At 42.8% G+C, this 20,276-nt stretch carries 14 protein-coding genes, 1 pseudogene and 2 riboswitches; of the genes and pseudogenes, 9 read left to right on the top strand and 6 right to left on the bottom strand.

The window, feature by feature from the left end; all coding sequences use genetic code 11:
• Positions 1-22: 22 nt before the first annotated feature.
• The 4 genes from CJF29_RS04725 to mutA all read right to left on the bottom strand — a co-directional run bounded on the left by CJF29_RS04725 (position 23) and on the right by mutA (position 6,023).
• Positions 23-1,006, bottom strand: a complete 984-nt coding sequence (locus CJF29_RS04725; RefSeq protein WP_074557606.1) for a FecR family protein — start codon at positions 1,004-1,006, stop codon at positions 23-25.
• A gap of 119 nt (positions 1,007-1,125) precedes the next feature.
• Positions 1,126-1,746: an RNA polymerase sigma-70 factor gene (locus CJF29_RS04720; protein WP_070782888.1), complete on the bottom strand. Its 621-nt coding sequence runs from the start codon at positions 1,744-1,746 to the stop codon at positions 1,126-1,128.
• Positions 1,747-1,972: 226 nt separating this feature from the next.
• The gene (scpA, locus tag CJF29_RS04715) at positions 1,973-4,120 is read right to left on the bottom strand and encodes a methylmalonyl-CoA mutase (RefSeq protein ID WP_004299440.1); all 2,148 of its coding nucleotides are present in this window, start codon (positions 4,118-4,120) and stop codon (positions 1,973-1,975) included.
• Position 4,121: 1 nt separating this feature from the next.
• Positions 4,122-6,023, bottom strand: a complete 1,902-nt coding sequence (mutA, locus tag CJF29_RS04710; protein ID WP_099147371.1) for a methylmalonyl-CoA mutase small subunit — start codon at positions 6,021-6,023, stop codon at positions 4,122-4,124.
• Between the two features lie 269 nt (positions 6,024-6,292).
• On the opposite strand from mutA, the gene CJF29_RS04705 reads away from it, so the two are divergent.
• Complete coding sequence (locus CJF29_RS04705; protein WP_004321876.1) at positions 6,293-7,957, top strand: putative transporter; 1,665 nt, start codon at positions 6,293-6,295, stop codon at positions 7,955-7,957.
• A gap of 90 nt (positions 7,958-8,047) precedes the next feature.
• On the opposite strand, the gene CJF29_RS04700 is transcribed toward CJF29_RS04705, so the two are convergent.
• On the bottom strand, positions 8,048-8,680 hold the full coding sequence (locus CJF29_RS04700; RefSeq protein WP_004299434.1) for an AAA family ATPase: 633 nt from the start codon (positions 8,678-8,680) through the stop codon (positions 8,048-8,050).
• Between the two features lie 52 nt (positions 8,681-8,732).
• Positions 8,733-11,489: an outer membrane beta-barrel protein gene (locus tag CJF29_RS04695; protein WP_008650238.1), complete on the bottom strand. Its 2,757-nt coding sequence runs from the start codon at positions 11,487-11,489 to the stop codon at positions 8,733-8,735.
• Between the two features lie 136 nt (positions 11,490-11,625).
• On the opposite strand from CJF29_RS04695, the gene cobU reads away from it, so the two are divergent.
• The 8 genes and pseudogenes from cobU (at position 11,626) to CJF29_RS04655 (ending at position 19,897) form a co-directional block, all read left to right on the top strand.
• Entirely contained in the window at positions 11,626-12,135 is a 510-nt protein-coding gene (gene cobU / locus CJF29_RS04690) for a bifunctional adenosylcobinamide kinase/adenosylcobinamide-phosphate guanylyltransferase (protein ID WP_099147372.1), read from the top strand.
• 2 nt (positions 12,136-12,137) lie between these two features.
• Positions 12,138-13,175 (top strand): nicotinate-nucleotide--dimethylbenzimidazole phosphoribosyltransferase, encoded by a 1,038-nt coding sequence (gene cobT / locus CJF29_RS04685; RefSeq protein ID WP_008776275.1) that lies wholly within the window; start codon positions 12,138-12,140, stop codon positions 13,173-13,175.
• A 1-nt stretch (position 13,176) separates the two neighbouring features.
• Positions 13,177-13,733 (top strand): annotated as a pseudogene (locus tag CJF29_RS04680) (adenosylcobinamide-GDP ribazoletransferase).
• A gap of 8 nt (positions 13,734-13,741) precedes the next feature.
• The gene (cobC, locus tag CJF29_RS04675) at positions 13,742-14,275 is read left to right on the top strand and encodes an alpha-ribazole phosphatase (RefSeq protein WP_099147373.1); all 534 of its coding nucleotides are present in this window, start codon (positions 13,742-13,744) and stop codon (positions 14,273-14,275) included.
• Positions 14,276-14,809: 534 nt separating this feature from the next.
• A complete protein-coding gene (locus tag CJF29_RS04670; protein ID WP_008776274.1) occupies positions 14,810-15,943 on the top strand; it encodes an ABC transporter substrate-binding protein in 1,134 nt (377 codons plus the stop codon).
• On the top strand, positions 15,940-16,956 hold the full coding sequence (locus CJF29_RS04665) for a FecCD family ABC transporter permease (protein WP_004321883.1): 1,017 nt from the start codon (positions 15,940-15,942) through the stop codon (positions 16,954-16,956). Before CJF29_RS04670 ends, CJF29_RS04665 begins: the two co-directional genes overlap by 4 nt.
• Positions 16,953-17,708, top strand: coding sequence for an ABC transporter ATP-binding protein (locus tag CJF29_RS04660; RefSeq protein ID WP_099147374.1), 756 nt, complete (start codon positions 16,953-16,955; stop codon positions 17,706-17,708). Before CJF29_RS04665 ends, CJF29_RS04660 begins: the two co-directional genes overlap by 4 nt.
• 78 nt (positions 17,709-17,786) lie before the next feature.
• Positions 17,787-17,998, top strand: a riboswitch (cobalamin riboswitch).
• 213 nt (positions 17,999-18,211) lie between these two features.
• Entirely contained in the window at positions 18,212-19,897 is a 1,686-nt protein-coding gene (locus CJF29_RS04655; protein WP_099147375.1) for a putative transporter, read from the top strand.
• A 131-nt stretch (positions 19,898-20,028) separates the two neighbouring features.
• Positions 20,029-20,247, top strand: a riboswitch (cobalamin riboswitch).
• Positions 20,248-20,276 lie beyond the last annotated feature (29 nt).

The following is a 20,276-nucleotide window of genomic DNA, read 5'->3' as shown; positions in this document are numbered from 1 at the left end:
TTTACAATTAAACATTGAGTTCTTATCTTATATATATATCCTTTTCCTTATATTCTACTTTGATAGGTATGATTTCTTTCAGTGCATCCATTACATCTACGATTGTCTCTTTATTACGCAACGAAACACGGAACTTCATATCGCCCAATTTCTCCGACTCTAACTGAATATGCACATCGTACTGACGTGAAAGCTTCTTCACCATCTCTCCTAACGTAATGTCATCATATTCAATCCTGTCTTCCGCCCACGCCATTGCCTGACGTGCATTTACTTTCTTTCCTTTCAACTGTCTTGTTACCAAATCCAAAGAAATAGATTCTCCCGGAGACATCCGTATCTGATCTTCTTTATAATTCAACTCTACTGCTCCTTCCAGCAAGGTGGTTGTTATATACGAATCGTCTGAATAGGCAGATACATTAAATTTCGTACCTTTTACCACCACATCATATTCATGCGTCTTTACTGTAAATTGCTTTCCATTCTGTTTAGTCACCTCAAAATACCCCTCTCCTTCCAGCTCCACCACCCGGTCGGCTGTATTAAAATGATTCGAATATCTTAATACGGAACCTGCATTCAGCCATACAACTGTACCATCCGAAAGCTGTATCTTACTCTTATCCCCCAACGGAGCTTCGCAAACAAAAAAAGTCTTTGGCGTAAACAAGTAAATAGCCTGTTGAATACCCAACGTAGTACCGACAATCAATGCTATAACGGCAGCGATACGGGCTATCTTCCATATACCAGATTTCGACTTTTTCAATAACGGGACAATCGCTTCCTGCGTATACATCTTATGCTTCAAAGCTTCCCATTCAGCATCTGTCTCCGAATCGGTATTCCGGTGATTCATCCATTCTCTCTCCCATTGACGGAACCTGCCATAGCCACCTTCCACCTGTTCGATATATTCGAACAGATTCTTTTCGTCAGCTCTTGATATGCGTCCTTCAAAATACTGAATAGCCAATTCACGGATATTTTCTTCTTGCTTCATTATATTCACTTTCTATAAGATGTAACAACCCATATTTCTTTTACCCAACCTCTGAAACAAAAAAAGCAGAAAAAAACTTTCCTGCTTCTTATTCTTTATATAACCGAAGAGTGCATTGATTATTTCTGCTCCATCATCAGCCATGCCAATATCACTATATACAGATCCACCGGATAGCGTTCGCTGAAATGCCGGGAGAAATATTGCAAAGCCCTTGCTATATGCTTTTCGACTGCTGTGGTAGATATTTGTAGTTTTTCTGCGATTTCTCTGTTCTTCAATCCCCTGAAACGGCTTAACAAAAAAATCTCACGCGACCTGTCCGGCAACTGATTAAGCACAAGGGCAATCTGCTCCTGCAATTCCTTGTATAATAATTTATGTTCTGCATCCTGCATAAAGTCTGCATAGTAGAGTTTTTCTTCCCCATCCACCTTTGCCAGGTACTCCACCCGGTACTTTTCAACAATCGAGCGATGCTTCAGATAATTTAGACATCCATTGCGGACCATAGAAAAAAGAAGAGAAGTAAGTGAGAAGGCAGATAACATTTCGCGACGTTCCCAAAATCGTAAGAAACACTCTTGAATAATATCACGAACCGTTTCTTCATCTTCTATAAAACGAATAGCATACCCTCGCAAACGAGGATAATAACTCTTGAACAGAAACTCAAAAGCTGCATTATTGCCTCTTTTCAGCTCTCCCAATAATTGTTTATCATCCATGAAATCTACCATAGTTTAGAAATTTATGCGCAAAGGTACGGGTCAACAGTTAACAAAGTGATGACAATATTATGAATATTTTTTCAATAAATCAAATTTGAGGTACTTTTTTATAAAACGCCAAAAAGGAAGTTTTCAATAATAGGATACAAAAAAAGGGTCAGTAATTGACCCTTTTTCTATTAATTCATGGTTTCCCACTTATTGCATATACAATCTGTCAATAAGAAAGTTTTCCTTATTCTTCATCCATTAAGATTTCCAGAATCTGACAAGCAGCTTTCGCTACCGGAGTACCCGGACCGAAGATAGCAGCTACACCTGCCTTATACAAGAAATCGTAATCTTGTGCAGGAATAACACCACCGGCAATCACTACAATGTCTTCGCGACCCAGTTTCTTCAGTTCTTCAATAATTTGCGGAACCAATGTCTTATGTCCGGCAGCCAGTGAAGAAACACCTACTACATGAACGTCGTTTTCAACAGCCTCGCGAGCAGCTTCCGCCGGAGTCTGGAACAACGGTCCCATATCCACATCGAAGCCACAGTCAGCATAACCGGTTGCTACGACTTTAGCACCACGGTCGTGACCGTCCTGTCCCATCTTTGCAACCATGATACGAGGTTGACGTCCCTCTTTCTTCGCGAACTTCTCGGCCAGTTCACAAGCACGTTTGAAGTCGCTATCGTTTTTACTTTCTGATGAATACACGCCTGATATCGTTCTAATTATTGCTTTATAACGTCCTACTATCTGTTCGCAAGCATAAGAAATCTCACCCAATGTTGCGCGAACACGAGCTGCTTCCACAGCCAATTCCAACAAGTTACCCTTGCCAGTCTTCACACATTCGGTAATTGCTGCCAATGCTTTGTCCACTTCAGCCTGATTACGTCCATCTTTCAAACGTTTCAGGTTTTCAATCTGTTCAAGACGAACGGCTGTATTATCAATTTCAAGAATATCAATCGGAGCTTCTTTTTCCAGACGATACTTGTTCACACCGACAATTGTCTGCTGACCACTGTCGATACGAGCCTGTGTACGTGCAGCAGCTTCTTCGATACGCATCTTTGGAATACCTGTTTCGATAGCTTTCGCCATACCACCCAGTTTTTCAATTTCCTGAATATGCTCCCAAGCCTTGTGTGCCAGTTCGTTCGTCAGAGATTCTACATAGTAAGAACCACCCCATGGGTCAACGTTCTTGCAGATGTAAGTTTCTTCCTGAATGTAAATCTGTGTATTACGTGCAATACGTGCAGAAAAATCTGTTGGAAGAGCAATAGCCTCATCCAATGCATTGGTATGCAAAGATTGAGTATGCCCCAAAGCTGCAGCCATAGCCTCAATACAGGTACGTCCTACGTTATTGAACGGATCCTGTTCGGTCAGTGACCAGCCGGAAGTCTGCGAGTGAGTACGCAACGCCAGTGATTTCGGGTTCTTCGGATTGAATTGTTTCACAATCTTTGCCCACAACATACGTGCAGCACGCATCTTGGCTATTTCCATAAAGTGATTGGTTCCAATCGCCCAGAAGAAAGACAGACGCGGTGCAAATGCATCAATATCAATGCCTGCTGCCGTTCCTGCACGAAGATATTCCAAACCATCGGCCAATGTATAAGCTAACTCGATATCCGCGGTTGCGCCTGCTTCCTGCATGTGATAACCGGAGATAGAGATAGAGTTGAACTTAGGCATCTTCTGCGAAGTGTATTCGAAAATATCAGAAATAATCTTCATAGAGAATGCAGGCGGATAAATATAAGTATTACGCACCATGAATTCTTTCAGAATATCATTCTGGATAGTACCGGCCATTTCTTCGAGTTTAGCACCTTGCTCCAGACCGGCATTGATATAGAATGCCATAATCGGAAGTACAGCTCCATTCATTGTCATAGACACAGACATCTTGTTCAATGGGATACCATCGAACAGCACTTTCATATTTTCCAATGAACAGATAGATACACCGGCTTTACCTACGTCACCTACTACACGTTCGTGATCGGGGTCATAACCGCGGTGAGTAGCTAAGTCGAATGCCACTGACAAACCTTTCTGACCGGCAGCCAAATTACGGCGATAAAATGCATTTGATTCTTCGGCGGTAGAGAATCCGGCATACTGGCGGATAGTCCAGGGACGAAGAGTGTACATTACTGAATACGGACCGCGCAGATAAGGAGGAAGTCCGGCAGCATAGCCAAGGTGTTCCATTCCTTCGAGGTCTTCTTTTGTATAAACAGGCTTCACTTCAATGTGTTCCGGTGTTTTCCAGTCAGCGGAGATACCGTTAGCCTTTTGCCATTCAGCACCATTAGTCGGCTGAAATGCGGCATATATATCGATGTTTTTAAAATCTTTTCTCATCTTACTTCAATAGTTTAGCGTTAAACTCTTTCAAGGTATCCAATACATTGACACGAACATGGATGAAGTTTTCGATACCTGCGGCTTTCAGGTCGTCCATACAAGCCGGAGCACCGGCAACGATAAACATAGCACGACCATTCAGTGCTTTGAAAGCAGGAATTGCATATTCAGCATATTCATCATCGCTGGAACAGATAACAACAATATCAGCTTTTGCAGCCATAGCTGCCTCTACTCCTGCTTCTACTGTCTCAAATCCCAGATTATCAATTACTTCATAACCGGCACAAGCCAGGAAGTTACAAGAATATTGAGCACGTGCCTGACGCATTGCCAAATTTCCGATGGTTAACATAAACGCTTTCGGACGTTTGCCTGATGCTTCTGTTTCGAGACGCAATGCTTCAAACTGACTGGCAGCACGATCGAACACCAGAGTATCCACCTCTTTTTCGCAAGTGTGAGAGTCACCTCCGCAACAACACTTACCTTCGACAGGTTGCTTATCGCCAGCCTTTTCATTGAAGTTCGGGAATTGGTTGGTACCCAACAACACTTCACGACGCTGTGCAACTGCTTTATGACGAGCTTTGTTGCTCTCATTCACAGCAGCCTGAACAGTTCCTGCTTTCAATGCCGCATAGAAGCCACCTGCTTCTTCTACAGCAAGGAAGAGTTCCCAAGCCTGTTTTGCAATAGCCACAGTCAGATTCTCGATATAATAAGAACCGGCAGCAGGGTCGATCACTTTATCAAAATGAGATTCTTCTTTCAGCAGCAGTTGTTGGTTACGAGCCAGGCGTTCTGAGAACTCGTCCGGAGTCTCATAAGTCTTATCAAACGGAGTTACCGTCATAGAGTCTACGCCTCCTAATGCAGCACTCATAGCTTCAGTCTGTGTACGAAGCAGATTCACATGTGCATCAAACAAAGTAAGATTGAAAGTAGAAGTTTCGGCATGAACCGCCATTTTTGCTGCGCAACGACATTCTCCGTTAGGACCTTTATTCTCGCAATCACGCACACATTCGGGATTGTAAGAAGCTACAATATTTGCCCAAAGCAAACGTGCCGCACGGAATTTCGCTATTTCAAGGAAATAATTGGAACTGATACCAAAATTAAATTTGATTTTCTTGGCTACTATGGCAGCAGGAATACCGGCATCAGTCAATTGACCCATATATTCATTTCCCCAAGCCAGAGCATAGCCCAGTTCCTGAGAAATATAAGCACCTGCATTATTCAATGATAAAGCGTTTACATTCAGCACACGATAGAAAGGAAGCGGCTGAATTGCTTCAATCAAAGATTTGGCTGTCTGTACCATATCACCTTTCTCCTTGCCACGAGTCAGCATCTTGTTGAAGAAATCATAGTTGATAGAACCTTTCAGTTTCTTCACATCATAATCTTTCTTCTGGAAATAAGCTACCAGCAGATTAGCCAACTCAACCACATGCCCCTGACAGGTTGAGAAATTCAGTTCAACACACTCTGCCTGAATATCACTTAACAGTGTTTCAATATATTCCGCATTAAGTTCTTTTGCTTTCACATGGAAAGAAAGTGAGTCAACACCCTTATTTAGGATATCCAGTGCTTTCGCATTGGCTTCTTTCGGACATTCTACTCTAATTTCCTGACGAACCAACCATGCATTGTTGTCTTTTTTAGTTCCTCTTAAATAAGGGAACTCTCCAGGAAGTGCATCAGTAGTTTTTAAATCCTCCAGATCTTCCATCCGGTAAAAAGGTTTCACTTTAAACCCTTCGTTTGTTTTCCAAACGAGCTTCTTCTCAAAATCAGCACCTTTTAAATCGGCTGTAACCTTCTCCATCCATTGTTCGGTGGAGGCAGGAGAAAAGTCTGAGAAGAGTTTTTCTTTTTTGTCTGCCATAGTTTATTTAAAATTAAAACAAGATTAATATTGTCTTTATTTTTATCTATCTCTTTCTAAATGTCAGTCGTTCGACCTGCAAATATAACCAATAAGTTAAAACGAATCTCTTTTTTAGGGAAAATTCGCACAGGACGCCCCGATTCGTCAAGTGCATACAATCTGCATAGAAATTCTTCATTTTTAGTTCTTCTTTTATTTGATTAGCTCCAATGTTATGAGTAATTTTGCACTCGTTTTTAGAAAAACATTATAAAAACTGCTATATTATGGATTGGTTACAAAGTTTATTATGGGACCCCAGCTCCGTAGCTCACATTGTGCTCCTCTACGCATTTGTAGTGGCTGCCGGCGTGTATCTTGGTAAGATAAAGATATTCGGAGTTTCTTTGGGCGTCACATTTGTTTTGTTTGCCGGCATCCTAATGGGACATTTCGGCTTCACAGCCGATACACACATCCTACATTTCATCCGTGAATTCGGATTGATCTTGTTCGTATTCTGTATCGGTCTTCAGGTGGGGCCATCTTTCTTCTCCTCTTTCAAAAAAGGAGGAATGACATTAAACCTGTTGGCTGTAGGCATCGTAGTGTTAAATATTGCTGTCGCACTGGGGCTTTATTACCTCTGGAACGGCCGGGTAGAACTGCCGATGATGGTAGGTATCCTTTACGGAGCAGTGACAAATACTCCGGGACTTGGTGCTGCCAATGAGGCTCTGAATCAGTTGCATTATACCGGTCCGCAGATTGCTCTCGGTTATGCATGTGCTTATCCCCTCGGTGTGGTAGGTATCATTGGTTCTATCATTGCCATCCGTTACATCTTCCGTGTCAATATGGCGAAAGAAGAAGAAAGCCTGAAAATCCAAAGTGGAGATTCACACCACAAACCTCACATGATGAGCCTGGAAGTTCGCAATGAATCAATTAGTGGAAAAACGCTGATTGAAATCAAGAATTTCCTGGGCCGTAAGTTCGTTTGCTCCCGAATTCGCCATGATGGTCATGTAAGTATTCCCGACCATGAAACAGTGTTTAATATAGGCGACCAGTTATTTATCGTCTGCTCGGAAGAAGACGCTCCTGCAATTGTAGTATTTATCGGAAAAGAAGTGGAGCTCGACTGGGAAAAACAAGACCTCCCAATGGTTTCCCGCCGTATTCTGGTTACCAAACCGGAAATCAATGGTAAAACATTAGGTTCTATGCACTTCCGTAGTATGTATGGGGTCAATGTCACCCGTATCAACCGTTCCGGTATGGACCTGTTTGCCGATCCGAATCTGATACTTCAGGTAGGTGACCGCGTTATGGTGGTAGGACAGCAAGATGCAGTGGAACGTGTTGCCGGTGTACTGGGTAATCAGTTGAAACGCTTGGATACACCGAACATTGTTACGATCTTCGTTGGTATCTTCTTAGGTATCCTTCTGGGTAGTCTTCCGATTGCATTCCCGGGTATGCCGACTCCTTTAAAATTAGGTTTGGCAGGCGGACCGCTGGTAGTGGCTATTCTTATTGGACGTTTCGGTCATAAGCTGCATTTAGTGACTTATACAACCATGAGTGCCAACCTGATGCTTCGTGAAATCGGTATCGTTCTCTTCCTTGCCAGTGTCGGTATAGATGCCGGTGCCAATTTCGTGCAAACGGTAGTCGAGGGAGACGGATTACTATACGTAGGTTCCGGTTTCCTTATCACCGTTATCCCGCTACTTATCATCGGCACCATCGCAAGATTATATTATAAGGTAAACTACTTCACCCTGATGGGATTGATAGCCGGTAGTAATACCGACCCACCGGCATTGGCTTATGCCAATCAAACAACCTCCGGAGATGCTCCGGCAGTGGGATACTCTACAGTTTATCCGTTATCGATGTTCCTCCGTATTCTGACGGGACAGATGATATTATTAGCAATGATGTAAATCAAGTTTAGCATATAAACAATAAAGCCGGCTATATCCAAATGGAATACGCCGGCTTTATTTATTTTTTCAATCTGCTTTTCTATCCTGTCATACAAGCTGCAGTTTCTTTACTACAAATTCTTCAATGAACCGCACTGTCTCTTCAATTCCCAAAGAAGAAGAATCGATGCACAAATGATAAGTAGCTGCTGCTCCCCACGTTTTATAGCTATAATAATTATAGTATTCCGAACGTCTCTTATCCGCTTTTTCGATCATTTCTTCTGCAGCTTCCGCATCAATATGATGCATGCCACACAACCGCGCTATGCGATCTTCTTTAGAGGCTGAAATAAAAACATTAGCACAACGAGGATGCTCTCGCAGAATATAATCTGCGCAACGTCCTACAAAGACACAAGATCTTTCTGCTGCCAGATGACGGATCACATCACTCTGTACTTTGAACAAAGCATCATTGCTCAAGCAGTTGTTACATGGCATAGCTCCCTCACTGATAAAAGGGAAACGCATACCGAACAGTCCGCCAATAATACCCTGCGAGGCTTTTTCATCAGCCTTTTCAAAAAACTCCTTACACAATCCACTTTCCTCCGAAGCCAGATTAATCAGTTCCTTGTCGTAGAAGTTGATTCCCAAACGGGCTGCCAACTTCTCTCCTATTTCTTTTCCGCCGCTACCTAACTGACGGCCGATATTGATAACATAATTACCGCTCATAGTACATTTTGTTTTATGGTTCTGTAGCAAACATACGACTTTTTTCTAAAAATCACATCATCAAACGAAAGTTATATTTGAAAGTGACTATGAAATATCCTTTTATTTCCTGGTTACGGAACTCATAAAAACCATCAGAAGAAGTCGTACGGCCGAAACTTTTCCTCTTTCCGAGAATATCTGCCCAATAAGCAGACAGTTCCGCTTCTTTCTTTTTCAAGAACCGCCAGCTGGCACTTGCATTCCACAACATCTGGTCATCTTCGCCTTTACGGATATTCGTACCATTACGGAAAGAATAAGCCCCGTCAGTCCGTAATTGCAAGCCAAAAGGAAGATCAACGTACCCCTCAAGACGAAAACTATAATTACGCGTATAGGTATCGTTATCATTGATAGAATTAAGCGAATACTGATAATTCCAGGAAGTAGAGAAATCAATACCTCCCCAGGTGGGCTGATAAGATACATTCGCGTCACACCCCAATCCGGTATCACGTGTCGTACTTTTCTTCGGTTCGAGGCTCTTGTCTTCATTAATCATACTGACACGATTGCTATGATTACCGTTCATATCCAACCGCAAGGAAAAATGTCCCAGACGCTTCCACCAGTTGGCACTTCCATATACATTCCAGTTTCCGTTAATATTAATAGGAGATGTCTCACGTCCGCCGGTTTTTGCATCATATAGCACTACCTGCGTCACACTGTTCTGTTCCATCTGCCCGCCGATATTCGCAGATATACCTTTTTTTGAATGTTGAAAGCTCACACGGACACTATGAGAAAACATCTGTTTCAAATCCGGATTTCCCCGGGTGATATACAACGGATTACTGTTATCCGTCAGCGGCATTAAATCTGATAAGGAGGGTTGCCGGGTTCTACCGCTATAATTGAAAGTGATCCGGGCCTCTTTCTTTTTCCAATTCACCCATATCATAGGCTGAAAGTCGATAGTATGCATGGTAGTGTCCGCATAAAGCTTCCCCATTTTCCGTTCAATGGCACGTTTTTGCGGAGTCATCCCTAATGAGGCATTAAACATCCAGGTATCATCAGAGTAATTAAGCCCCACATCCAGATTATGGCCATTCGTACGACTATGACTCCGATTACTCAAACTATCCACATACCCTGCTTCATAGTCTGGAGGCAGTTCACCAAAAACTTCCGACTTCGTCAGAGAAGATAATTCATACGTATCACGATTATCACGTTCATAGTTAGTATCCCAGTTATATGCTACCCGGAAATGCATCTTCTTACCAATAGGCTGGGCAAAGGTAATCCCGACTCTCCATGAATTATTTTTTTGAGGCGACTTCAAATACTGGTTACGAAAAAGCACCGAATCATTTCCCAATTTATCTTCAAGACGGAAATAAGTAGTTTTGGAAAGCGAAAAACTTTCATTATCTCCCCACGAATCCGAGTTCAGGATGTTCAATGCCAGCGTTGTACCTTTTTCATTCAGACGTCTCATAATACCCATCATCCAGCTATAACGGTTCGACTGATTCTCCGAACGCGACCGGTTCTCACTACGATTCACTTTTATATCCCGGGGAATAGATTCAAAGTCATCAAACAAGCTCTCATGACTTATGCCGGGAGGAGCATCAAAAGATGCATTCTGGCTACTGTTTTCATTCCTATTAGGAGAGATTCCTAAATTACCGGTAAAATGTATACGTGTACGTTTATCTACTTCCCAGCTTCCCATGAAGTTAGAACTAATCGACCGCCCCTTAGAGTTACTTTCGTTAGTAGACGCAGAGTATTGATTACCTGCCGGCAAATACTGTTCCTGATAAATGGAAGAAAGATTTCCGTTCCGGTTCAAATTATAGTTCACACTTCCGGTCAGGGAGAATTTCTTACCGAATTTATGAGTCATATTCATTCCTACCGAATTGTTGATATTATCCTTGTACGTACTATTCTGGTATCTGTTGGTAGACTGTGCGATAAAAGAAAGATTATCTCCGTCTTTACTAAAATAATTCACTTGCCCCTCGAAATCCTTCTTCTGGTTATTCCCGTATCCTACCGTTGCATTTGTCAGCCAGGTTTTATTCAATTCATCCTTAGTCTGCAAGTCGAGTACATATTTCTTTTCTCCTGAACTAATTCCGGTGAACTCCTCTTCTTTCGATTTCTTATCATATACTTTCAACTTACTAATCAAGTCTGCCGGAAGATTTTCGAGTGCCGTCTTTTTATCTCCGGAGAAAAAAGCTTCGCCATTTACATTGATTTCACTGATGGGCTGTCCGTTGTATGTCAACGAATTATCTTTCTTATTATATACCAATCCGGGAACACGCTTCACTAAATCTTCCAGATAAGCTCCTTCACGAGTTTTAAAAGCGGCAGCATTGATAACCGTAGTATCTCCCTCCATCACTACTTCCTGCAATTTTCCCGTTATCGTCACTTCACTAATCTGAATATCATCATCTTTCAATACCACTGTACCGATATTCACCGATACAGAGTCTTCCAGTGCCCGGTATACAGATTGCATTCCCATAAAAGAGACCTTCAACAGGTATTTCTTTTTCTTCTGCGGTTGATAATTAAGAATGAAACGCCCATTCTTATCACTTGTTATTCCCTTGATAAAGGCAGAATCGCTTTTCGCCAAAATAACAATGCTGGCAGATGGTAATGCCCGCTTCTCATTACTGCCGGCTTCCACTGTCTGCACTCTTCCTCGCACAGTTCTCACTTGTTGAGCATACAGAGCAGTATGTCCCCAAAGTAGCAGCAAAAGCAATCCCACTAACTTACAAGCGTTCATATCTAATAGTAGTTAAGTCTGATATTTATGTTGATCTAAAACAAATCGGGACAAAGTTAATAACTTTTACGTAAAACGGTTAATCCCAGAGTTATTTTTTATACCTTTGTCCATCCATTATTCAATCAGCAACTTAATGAAAAGGATTATACTAATCACAGGAGGACAACGATCCGGTAAAAGTTCGTTTGCGGAAAAAAAAGCGCATGAACTTACTACGTCACCGGTTTACCTGGCCACTGCCAGGATATGGGACGAAGAATTCAGAAAAAGAGTGGAACGTCATCAAAAGAACCGCGGTTCTGAATGGACAAATATAGAAGAAGAAAAAGAATTGAGCCGTCACAATGTAGCGGGCAGAGTTGTAGTGATAGATTGTGTAACTCTTTGGTGCACTAACTTCTTTATGGAGTTTGATTCTAATGTTGCCCCCTCGTTGGAAGCCGTCAAAAAAGAATTCGACAAATTTACCCAACAGGATGCCACTTTCATATTTGTAACTAATGAGATTGGTTGGGGGGGAGTTTCCGAGAACAAACTGCAACGTAAGTTCACAGACCTGCAAGGTTGGATCAATCAATACATCGCATCGCATGCCGACGATGTATATCTCATGGCAAGTGGTATTCCCGTAAAAATAAAATAAACATGAAAACATTTCATATTCAAAAGCCGGATGAAGCTATCAAAGAAGCTCTGATTGACAAAATCAATAATCTGACCAAGCCTAAAGGATCGCTTGGAAGACTGGAAGAAATTGCTTTGCAAATCGGACTGATCCAACAATCCCTTTCTCCACGATTAACTCATCCTCAAAATATAATCTTTGCCGCAGATCATGGCATCGTAGAAGAAAAAGTCAGCCCATCTCCTAAAGAAGTAACCTGGCAACAAATCAGTAACTTTCTTCATGGGGGAGCAGGGATTAACTTCCTGTGTCGACAGCACGGTTTCACCCTTAAAATTGTAGACGCAGGAGTCGATTATGATTTACCTTATGAAAAAGGCATCATTAACATGAAAGTCGGAAGAGGAACACGCAATTTCCTTCATGAAGCAGCCATGACACCTGAAGAGATGGAACTCTGCCTGGAGCATGGTGCCCAATGTGTAGACACTTCTCACCAGGAAGGCTGCAATATCATTAGCTTCGGTGAAATGGGAATCGGAAATACTTCATCCTCTTCCCTATGGATGACTTGCTTCACCGGAATCCCATTAGATCAATGTGTAGGTGCAGGAAGCGGACTCAATCACCAGGGAATAAACCACAAATACGAAGTTCTGAAAAGATCTCTCGAACAATATCCGGGAGAGCATTCCGCAGAAGAAATCCTCTGCCGTTTCGGAGGTTACGAAATGGTAATGGCCGTAGGAGCAATGCTCAAAGCTGCAGAACTGGGAATGGTTATTTTAATTGATGGATTTATAATGACCAATTGTATTCTTGCCGCTTCACGCCTTTATCCGGAAGTGATGAGCTACGCCATATTCGGTCATCAGGGAGACGAGAGCGGACATAAGCTATTATTGGATTATCTCGGAGCACGTCCCCTACTCAATCTCGGACTAAGACTTGGAGAAGGAAGCGGTTCCGTTTGTGCCTATCCCATTGTGGATTCCGCTGTGAAAATGCTGAATGAAATGGATTCATTTGCTCATGCTTCCATCACTAAATATTTCTAAAATGAACCAGATACTTGCCGCCCTCATATTCTTTACACGATTGCCTTTCTGGAAAATAAAAGAAGTTCCGCAGGAGTGTTTCAAACACGTTGTCAATTATTGGAGTTTCAGTGGCTGGCTGACCGGGGGAATGATGGCATTGATTTTCTGGGGAGCCAGTACTATTCTACCTCACGGAGTAGCCGTAATCCTGGCACTGACTTCACGTTTACTTATCACAGGAGCATTGCATGAGGATGGATTGGCCGATTTCTTCGATGGATTCGGAGGTGGGACGAACAGAGAAAGCACATTACGCATCATGAAAGATTCCCATATCGGAAGCTATGGAGTTTTGGGGAGATCGTAATGTCTGCGATGGGTGGAATACTACCTCTCCTATTACTTCCTCCAAGCTACTGGCCCGTATGTATATTTCCCATTCTGGTATTCTTCTTTATCTGCCGGATGATGAAACGACGTCTGAACGGATATACCGGAGATTGTTGCGGTGCATTATTTCTCCTAAGCGAAATGAGTTTCTGGCTGGGAGCAGTGATGTCTATCTATATAAAATAAGTAAACCTATGAATATTTATCTAATCAGACATACCTCTGTCGACGTTCCTAAAGGTCTTTGTTACGGTCAGTCAGACGTTCCTTTACGTCCTACATTTGAGGCAGAAGCAGCTGTAACCAAAGCTAAAATCGAATCCATTCACTTTGATATGGCTTACACCAGTCCTCTATCCAGATGCACCCATCTGGCACAGTATTGCGGATTCGGAGATGCCATCCGTGACCCAAGAATACTGGAACTTAATTTCGGAGATTGGGAAATGCAGTATTTTAATAAAATCAAAGACCCGAATCTCCAATGCTGGTACGACGATTACTTGAATGTAAAAGCAACCAATGGAGAATCGTTTGCCGACCAATATAGACGAGTAGCCGCATTTTTAGACGAAATCAAACAAAAGGAGGCTGAAAATATAGTAGTATTTGCTCATGGCGGCGTATTGATTTGCGCACAGATTTATGCAAAGTTGATTCACCAGGAAGAAGCATTTCAGGCAGTACCTGCCTACGGAGGAGTTTTTCTATATCAAGAGTGCCCGTAAACAAACAGGTGTAGATATCTCTAATAAGTTTGCGATGTCTTTACCCTCACACCCTGTTTAATAATTACTTACTGGAGAATTTTCGGTTGACGGCAGTTCCACTTTATTTCATTACTTGGGACAAAGTGTTTCGCACCGAGAAACGAAATGTTTCAAGTAATGAAACGAAGTGTTTCACACCGAGAAACAAAATGTTTCGCTACTTGAAACTAAGTGTTTACCTATATGAACAAGCCATTATCTGCATAGATGATGAATAAGCGGTTTGAGTCAATGGGTGAGAGTGCGAGGGTAAAAAGCATCTCCAATTTTTTTCTGAATCTTTAAGGTGCAGAAATTCTCTGAAGTAATCAGCAGACCGATAAACTTAATCCATTCTGCCTGCCTAAGGGGAGGATACATAAATAGGAATGATTTCGGAGAAAATGCAATGAAAAAAGAAAGAATATCTCCAAAGATACTTATCTTTGCCCCACAATGTCAATCTTCAGACACCGAAAATTATTTATTCATTTAAAAGATACACGAATAAAGATGAAATCTCCTATTTCAATCCTCACATGGCTATGTCTTCTCTTCCTGGCTAGTTGTATATCCAACAAGAAGACTTCTCTCGAGGCTTTCAAACAGGATGTCTATACACCTGAATATGCTACCGGATTCAAGATTCTGGGTGCGGACAAGGCCGCCAGCACACTTATTCAGGTTTCCAATCCATGGCAGGGAGCCAAGGACGTAAAAATGTCTTATTTCATTTCCCGCAACGGTGAACAGGCACCTGCCGGATTCAACGGACCTACCATCCCTGCCGGAGCGAAACGTATCGTATGTATGGCTTCTTCCTACATCGCCATGTTCGACGCTCTAGGTCAAGTGGACAAAATTGTCGGAGTATCGGGCATCGACTATGTATCCAATCCATATATTCTCGCACATAAAAATTCTATCAAGGACATGGGCCCCGAAATGAATTATGAGTTATTATTGGGACTGAAACCGGATGTTGTCCTGTTATACGGTATCGGAGATGCGCAAACTGCCGTAACAGACAAACTGAAAGAACTGTATATACCTTATATGTATGTAGGAGAATATTTGGAGGAATCACCGCTTGGTAAAGCCGAATGGCTGGTAGCTCTTGCCGAATTAACAGACAGCAGGGAAAAAGGCATCGAAATATTCCGTGAAATCCCTAAACGTTATCAAGTTTTGAAAGCACTCACCGAATCGGTAGAGCAACGTCCTACCGTTATGCTCAATACCCCGTGGAACGACAGTTGGGTGATGCCTTCCACACAAAGTTACATGGCACAATTGGTAACTGATGCAGGTGCGGATTACATCTACAAAGAAAACACTTCTAACAGTTCCACTCCCATCGGACTGGAAACGGCTTACAAACTGATACAAAAAGCCGACTACTGGATTAATGTAGGCATGGCTTCTACGTTGGATGAACTAAAGACGGTCAATCCTAAATTTGTAGACGCCAAAGCTGTACGCGAAAAAACTGTTTACAACAACAATTTACGAACAACACCGACAGGAGGTAATGACTACTGGGAATCTGCAGTGGTACGTCCCGACGTCGTATTGCGTGACCTGATTCATATCTTTCACCCCGAACTCGTATCCGATTCACTTTACTATTACAGACACCTGGAATGAAACAGCCTGATAAACGTACTCCCTTTTTATTCATTACACTGGGTATAGTTACCATACTGTTATTACTGATAGACATGGCAACGGGAGATACATATATTCCTATCACCAAGGTATGGGCTGTACTCACCGGAGGCGAATGTGACGAAATGACACGGAATATTCTCCTTTCTATCCGTTTCATACGGGTAGTGGTAGCGGCTTTGATAGGAATAGCACTCTCCGTTAGCGGTTTACAGATGCAAACAGTATTCCAGAATCCGTTGGCAGATCCTTACCTGCTGGGAGTAAGTTCCGGTGCAGGACTGGGCGTAGCTCTGTTCATACTAGGTGCTCCATTACTTGGATGGGCGGAGTTTCCAATTCTTCAGTCGCTGGGTATCGTAGGTTCGGGCTGGATAGGAACTGCCATAATCTTATTGGGAGTAGCCATTATCAGCCGGAAAGTAAAAAACATTCTCGGTGTGCTGATTATGGGAGTTATGATAGGCTACGTAGCAGGCGCTATCATTCAGATACTCCAATACCTAAGTTCTGCCGAACAACTGAAAATGTTCACACTCTGGTCAATGGGATCTCTTAGCCACATCACAGTCACCCAACTGGGAATTATGATACCGATGTTATGTATCGGTTTACTAATTTCCGTAGCCTGTATCAAATCGCTGAACCTGTTACTGCTCGGTGAGAATTATGCACGAACGATGGGAATGAACATTAAACGTTCACGCACGTTCATCTTCGTTTCTACCGCACTGCTGACAGGAACGGTCACCGCTTTCTGTGGTCCGGTAGGATTTATCGGCCTGGCAGTACCGCATGTCACACGACTGCTATTCAACAATGCCGACCACCGGATACTGGTCCCCGGCACCATGCTGACAGGGCTTATCAGCATGCTTCTCTGCGACATCATCGCCAAGAAGTTCCTACTTCCGGTTAACTGCATCACCGCCTTGCTAGGTGTTCCGGTTATTTTATGGGTAATTGCTAAAAACTTGCGTAGATTCAAATGATAGAACTTAAAGAACTGACATTAGGATATGGACAGCGCACGCTGTTGGAAACGGTAAATGCCCGAATCACAGGCGGACAACTCGTTGCCCTGTTAGGACGTAACGGAACGGGAAAGAGCACCCTGCTCCGTGCTATGATGGGGCTGGGAAAGCCTCAATCAGGAGAGATTACTCTGCAAGGAAAAAACATAGCATCATTGAAACCGGAAAAATTAGCCCGGAATATAAGCTTTGTCACCACCGATAAAGTACGTATCGCTAATCTCCGCTGTAAAGATGTAGTAGCTTTAGGGCGTGCTCCCTATACCAACTGGATCGGCCAACTGCAACCGGAAGACCAAAAGCGGGTGGATGACGCTATGCAGCTAGTCGGTATGTCCGGTTATGCAGAAAAGACAATGGATAAAATGTCCGATGGCGAATGTCAGCGAATTATGATTGCCCGTGCTCTTGCACAGGATACTCCCGTCATCCTGCTTGATGAACCGACCGCCTTCCTGGACTTACCTAACCGCTACGAGCTCTGTTTGCTTTTAAAGAAACTGGCACAGGAAGAAAAAAAATGTGTCTTATTCTCCACTCATGACCTCGACATCGCCTTATCGCTTTGCGACTCCATCATGCTCATAGATAATCCGCAGATGTACACGCTGCCTACTCCGGAAATGGTGGCCAGCGGACATATAGAAAGACTTTTCCGAAATGAATCCGTCACGTTTGATGTGCAGGAGATGAGAGTACGCATCAAATAAACAAACAGATATCCGACAAGAATCAGACTGTGTATAAAATAAATAGGTAGCATTCATTTGGGTTCCTATATAAATTCGCTATCTTTGCCCCGAATTGGTTTCAGATAGCCATATCAACTATCTGAATTAAAAGGGAATCGGGTGTAAATCCCGGACAGTCCCGCTGCTGTGAAACTCCATTCAACTTCTTGATATTTACTTTTACCACTGACCAGGTATCGATAGTCAAGGTCGGGAAGGCATCAGGAAGGGAGTCAGTCAGAAGACCTGCCATTCATACCTTTATAGTTGTTTTTACTCGTGGGATAGGAAAACGGCAGACTGTAAAAAAAGAATCGAGTAGTCATGACATCGGAAATGATTGAAGGAGGATAAATTCTCTCTAGCTAAAATATCAAAAGGACGGCATTAGACCGTCATGCTCAATGTGTGCGTATCCCCGCAGAAGTGATTTCTCCGGGGGTACTTTTAGCTAAACTAAATATCATCATATAATAATCACAATGGAAGTTCTAAGAAATTTATTTGAAGGTTACCCCAATCTTTGGGGCGGCGGAGTGGCACACTCCGTACTGATTCTGTCACTAACCATAGCGTTTGGAATCATCCTTGCAAAAATCAAAGTGCGGGGAGTATCTCTGGGAGTTACCTGGATACTCTTTGTCGGAATCGTATTCGGTCATTTCAACATGAATCTGGACGAACACCTGCTCCACTTTCTAAAAGAATTCGGATTGATTCTGTTTGTTTACTCAATTGGTTTGCAGGTAGGACCCGGCTTTTTTTCAGCATTCAAAAAGGGGGGCTTTACCCTGAATATGCTAGCTATGCTCGTAGTAGTATTAGGAGTAACCATTACTATTATCCTGCACTTCACCACCAGAACTCCGATTACCACAATGGTAGGTATTTTGTCCGGAGCCGTCACCAATACTCCGGGACTGGGAGCCGCACAACAGGCCAACAGTGATTTGAATGGCATAGATGCTCCCGAAATTGCTTTAGGATATGCTGTCAGCTATCCGCTGGGTGTAGTAGGTATCATCCTTTCCCTGCTTGCTTTGAAATATCTCCTTCGCATCAATACTGCTCAAGAAGAAAAAGAAGCAGAAGTCGGTCTGGGACATCTCCAGGAACTTACCGTACGCCCTATCTCCATTGAAGTGAGAAACGAATCGGTAGATGGCATCAGGATTAAAGAACTCCGCCCGTTACTGAACCGTAAGTTTGTCATTTCCCGCATCAAACACCGCGAGGGTGGAGAAACCGAATTGGTCAATTCCGAAACAATTCTACATGTAGGGGATATCATATTAGTGATCTCTACCCCGATTGACGTGGAAGCAATCACTATATTCTTCGGAAAGGAAATCAAAATGGAATGGGAACAACTGAACAAAGAGCTCATTTCACGCCGTATCCTGATTACTAAACCGGAATTGAACGGGAAAACGCTTTCACAACTCAAAATCAGAAATAACTTCGGAGCAAACATCACCCGCGTCAATCGTTCGGGAGTAGACTTGGTAGCCTCTCCACAATTACAGTTACAAATGGGAGACCGTGTCACCATTGTAGGTTCCGAACTGGCTGTTGCCCATGCAGAGAAAGTACTTGGCAACTCCATGAAACGCTTAAATCATCCGAACCTGATTCCTATCTTTATAGGTATCGCTTTAGGATGTATTCTGGGAAGTCTTCCTTTCGCATTTCCCGGAATTCCGCAACCTGTGAAACTAGGATTGGCAGGCGGTCCGCTCATCGTTTCTATCCTGATTAGCCGTTTCGGTCCGAAATACAAGCTGATTACTTATACCACCATGAGTGCCAACCTGATGCTTCGTGAAATCGGTATTTCCATCTTTCTCGCTTGCGTAGGTTTAGGAGCAGGCGAAGGCTTTGTAGACACAGTCATTCATGGCGGAGGATATATATGGGTTGGCTACGGAGTAATCATAACCATCCTGCCACTTCTGATTACGGGATTGATAGGACGGTATTATTGCAAGCTGAATTATTTCACGCTTATCGGAGTTCTGGCTGGTTCTACCACCAATCCGCCGGCATTGGCTTACTCCAATGACCTGACTTCCTGTGATGCGCCTGCCGTCGGCTACGCTACGGTGTATCCGCTCACCATGTTTCTGCGAGTATTGACGGCACAAATATTGATTCTGTCGTTGGGATAACATATTAATATATCCTTTTCCATCCAATTGATCACTAACAAATGGAGAGAATAGGATCAGATGCCGGAATATTTGTTATTGGTCAATGGGATATTTTTTTAGAATAAAACAAACTAATTAATAAAAACTTTCTAACTTTGTGCCGTTAAGGTTTCCTTGAACAACTTTTGCGTTGTTAAGGAATGAAAAGGGAATGCCGTGTAAACCGGCAACAGTACCTGCTGCTGTAAATCTCCGCTCCTTGTAATCAAAGAGCAAAATTGCAACACAAAAGTCACTGGATAGTTTATCTGGGAAGGCGTTGCAAAATGGGATGAGTCAGAAGACCTGCCTTGATGTTCTGATTTACACCTGCGGGATTTCGGGTAGTAGTCAAATA

The organism is Bacteroides celer (genome assembly GCF_002632415.2).
In the GTDB taxonomy this organism is placed as follows: Bacteria; Bacteroidota; Bacteroidia; order Bacteroidales; family Bacteroidaceae; genus Bacteroides.
The sequence above is the reverse complement of the archived record's forward strand: the minus strand, read 5'-3'. Positions and strand labels throughout refer to the sequence as shown.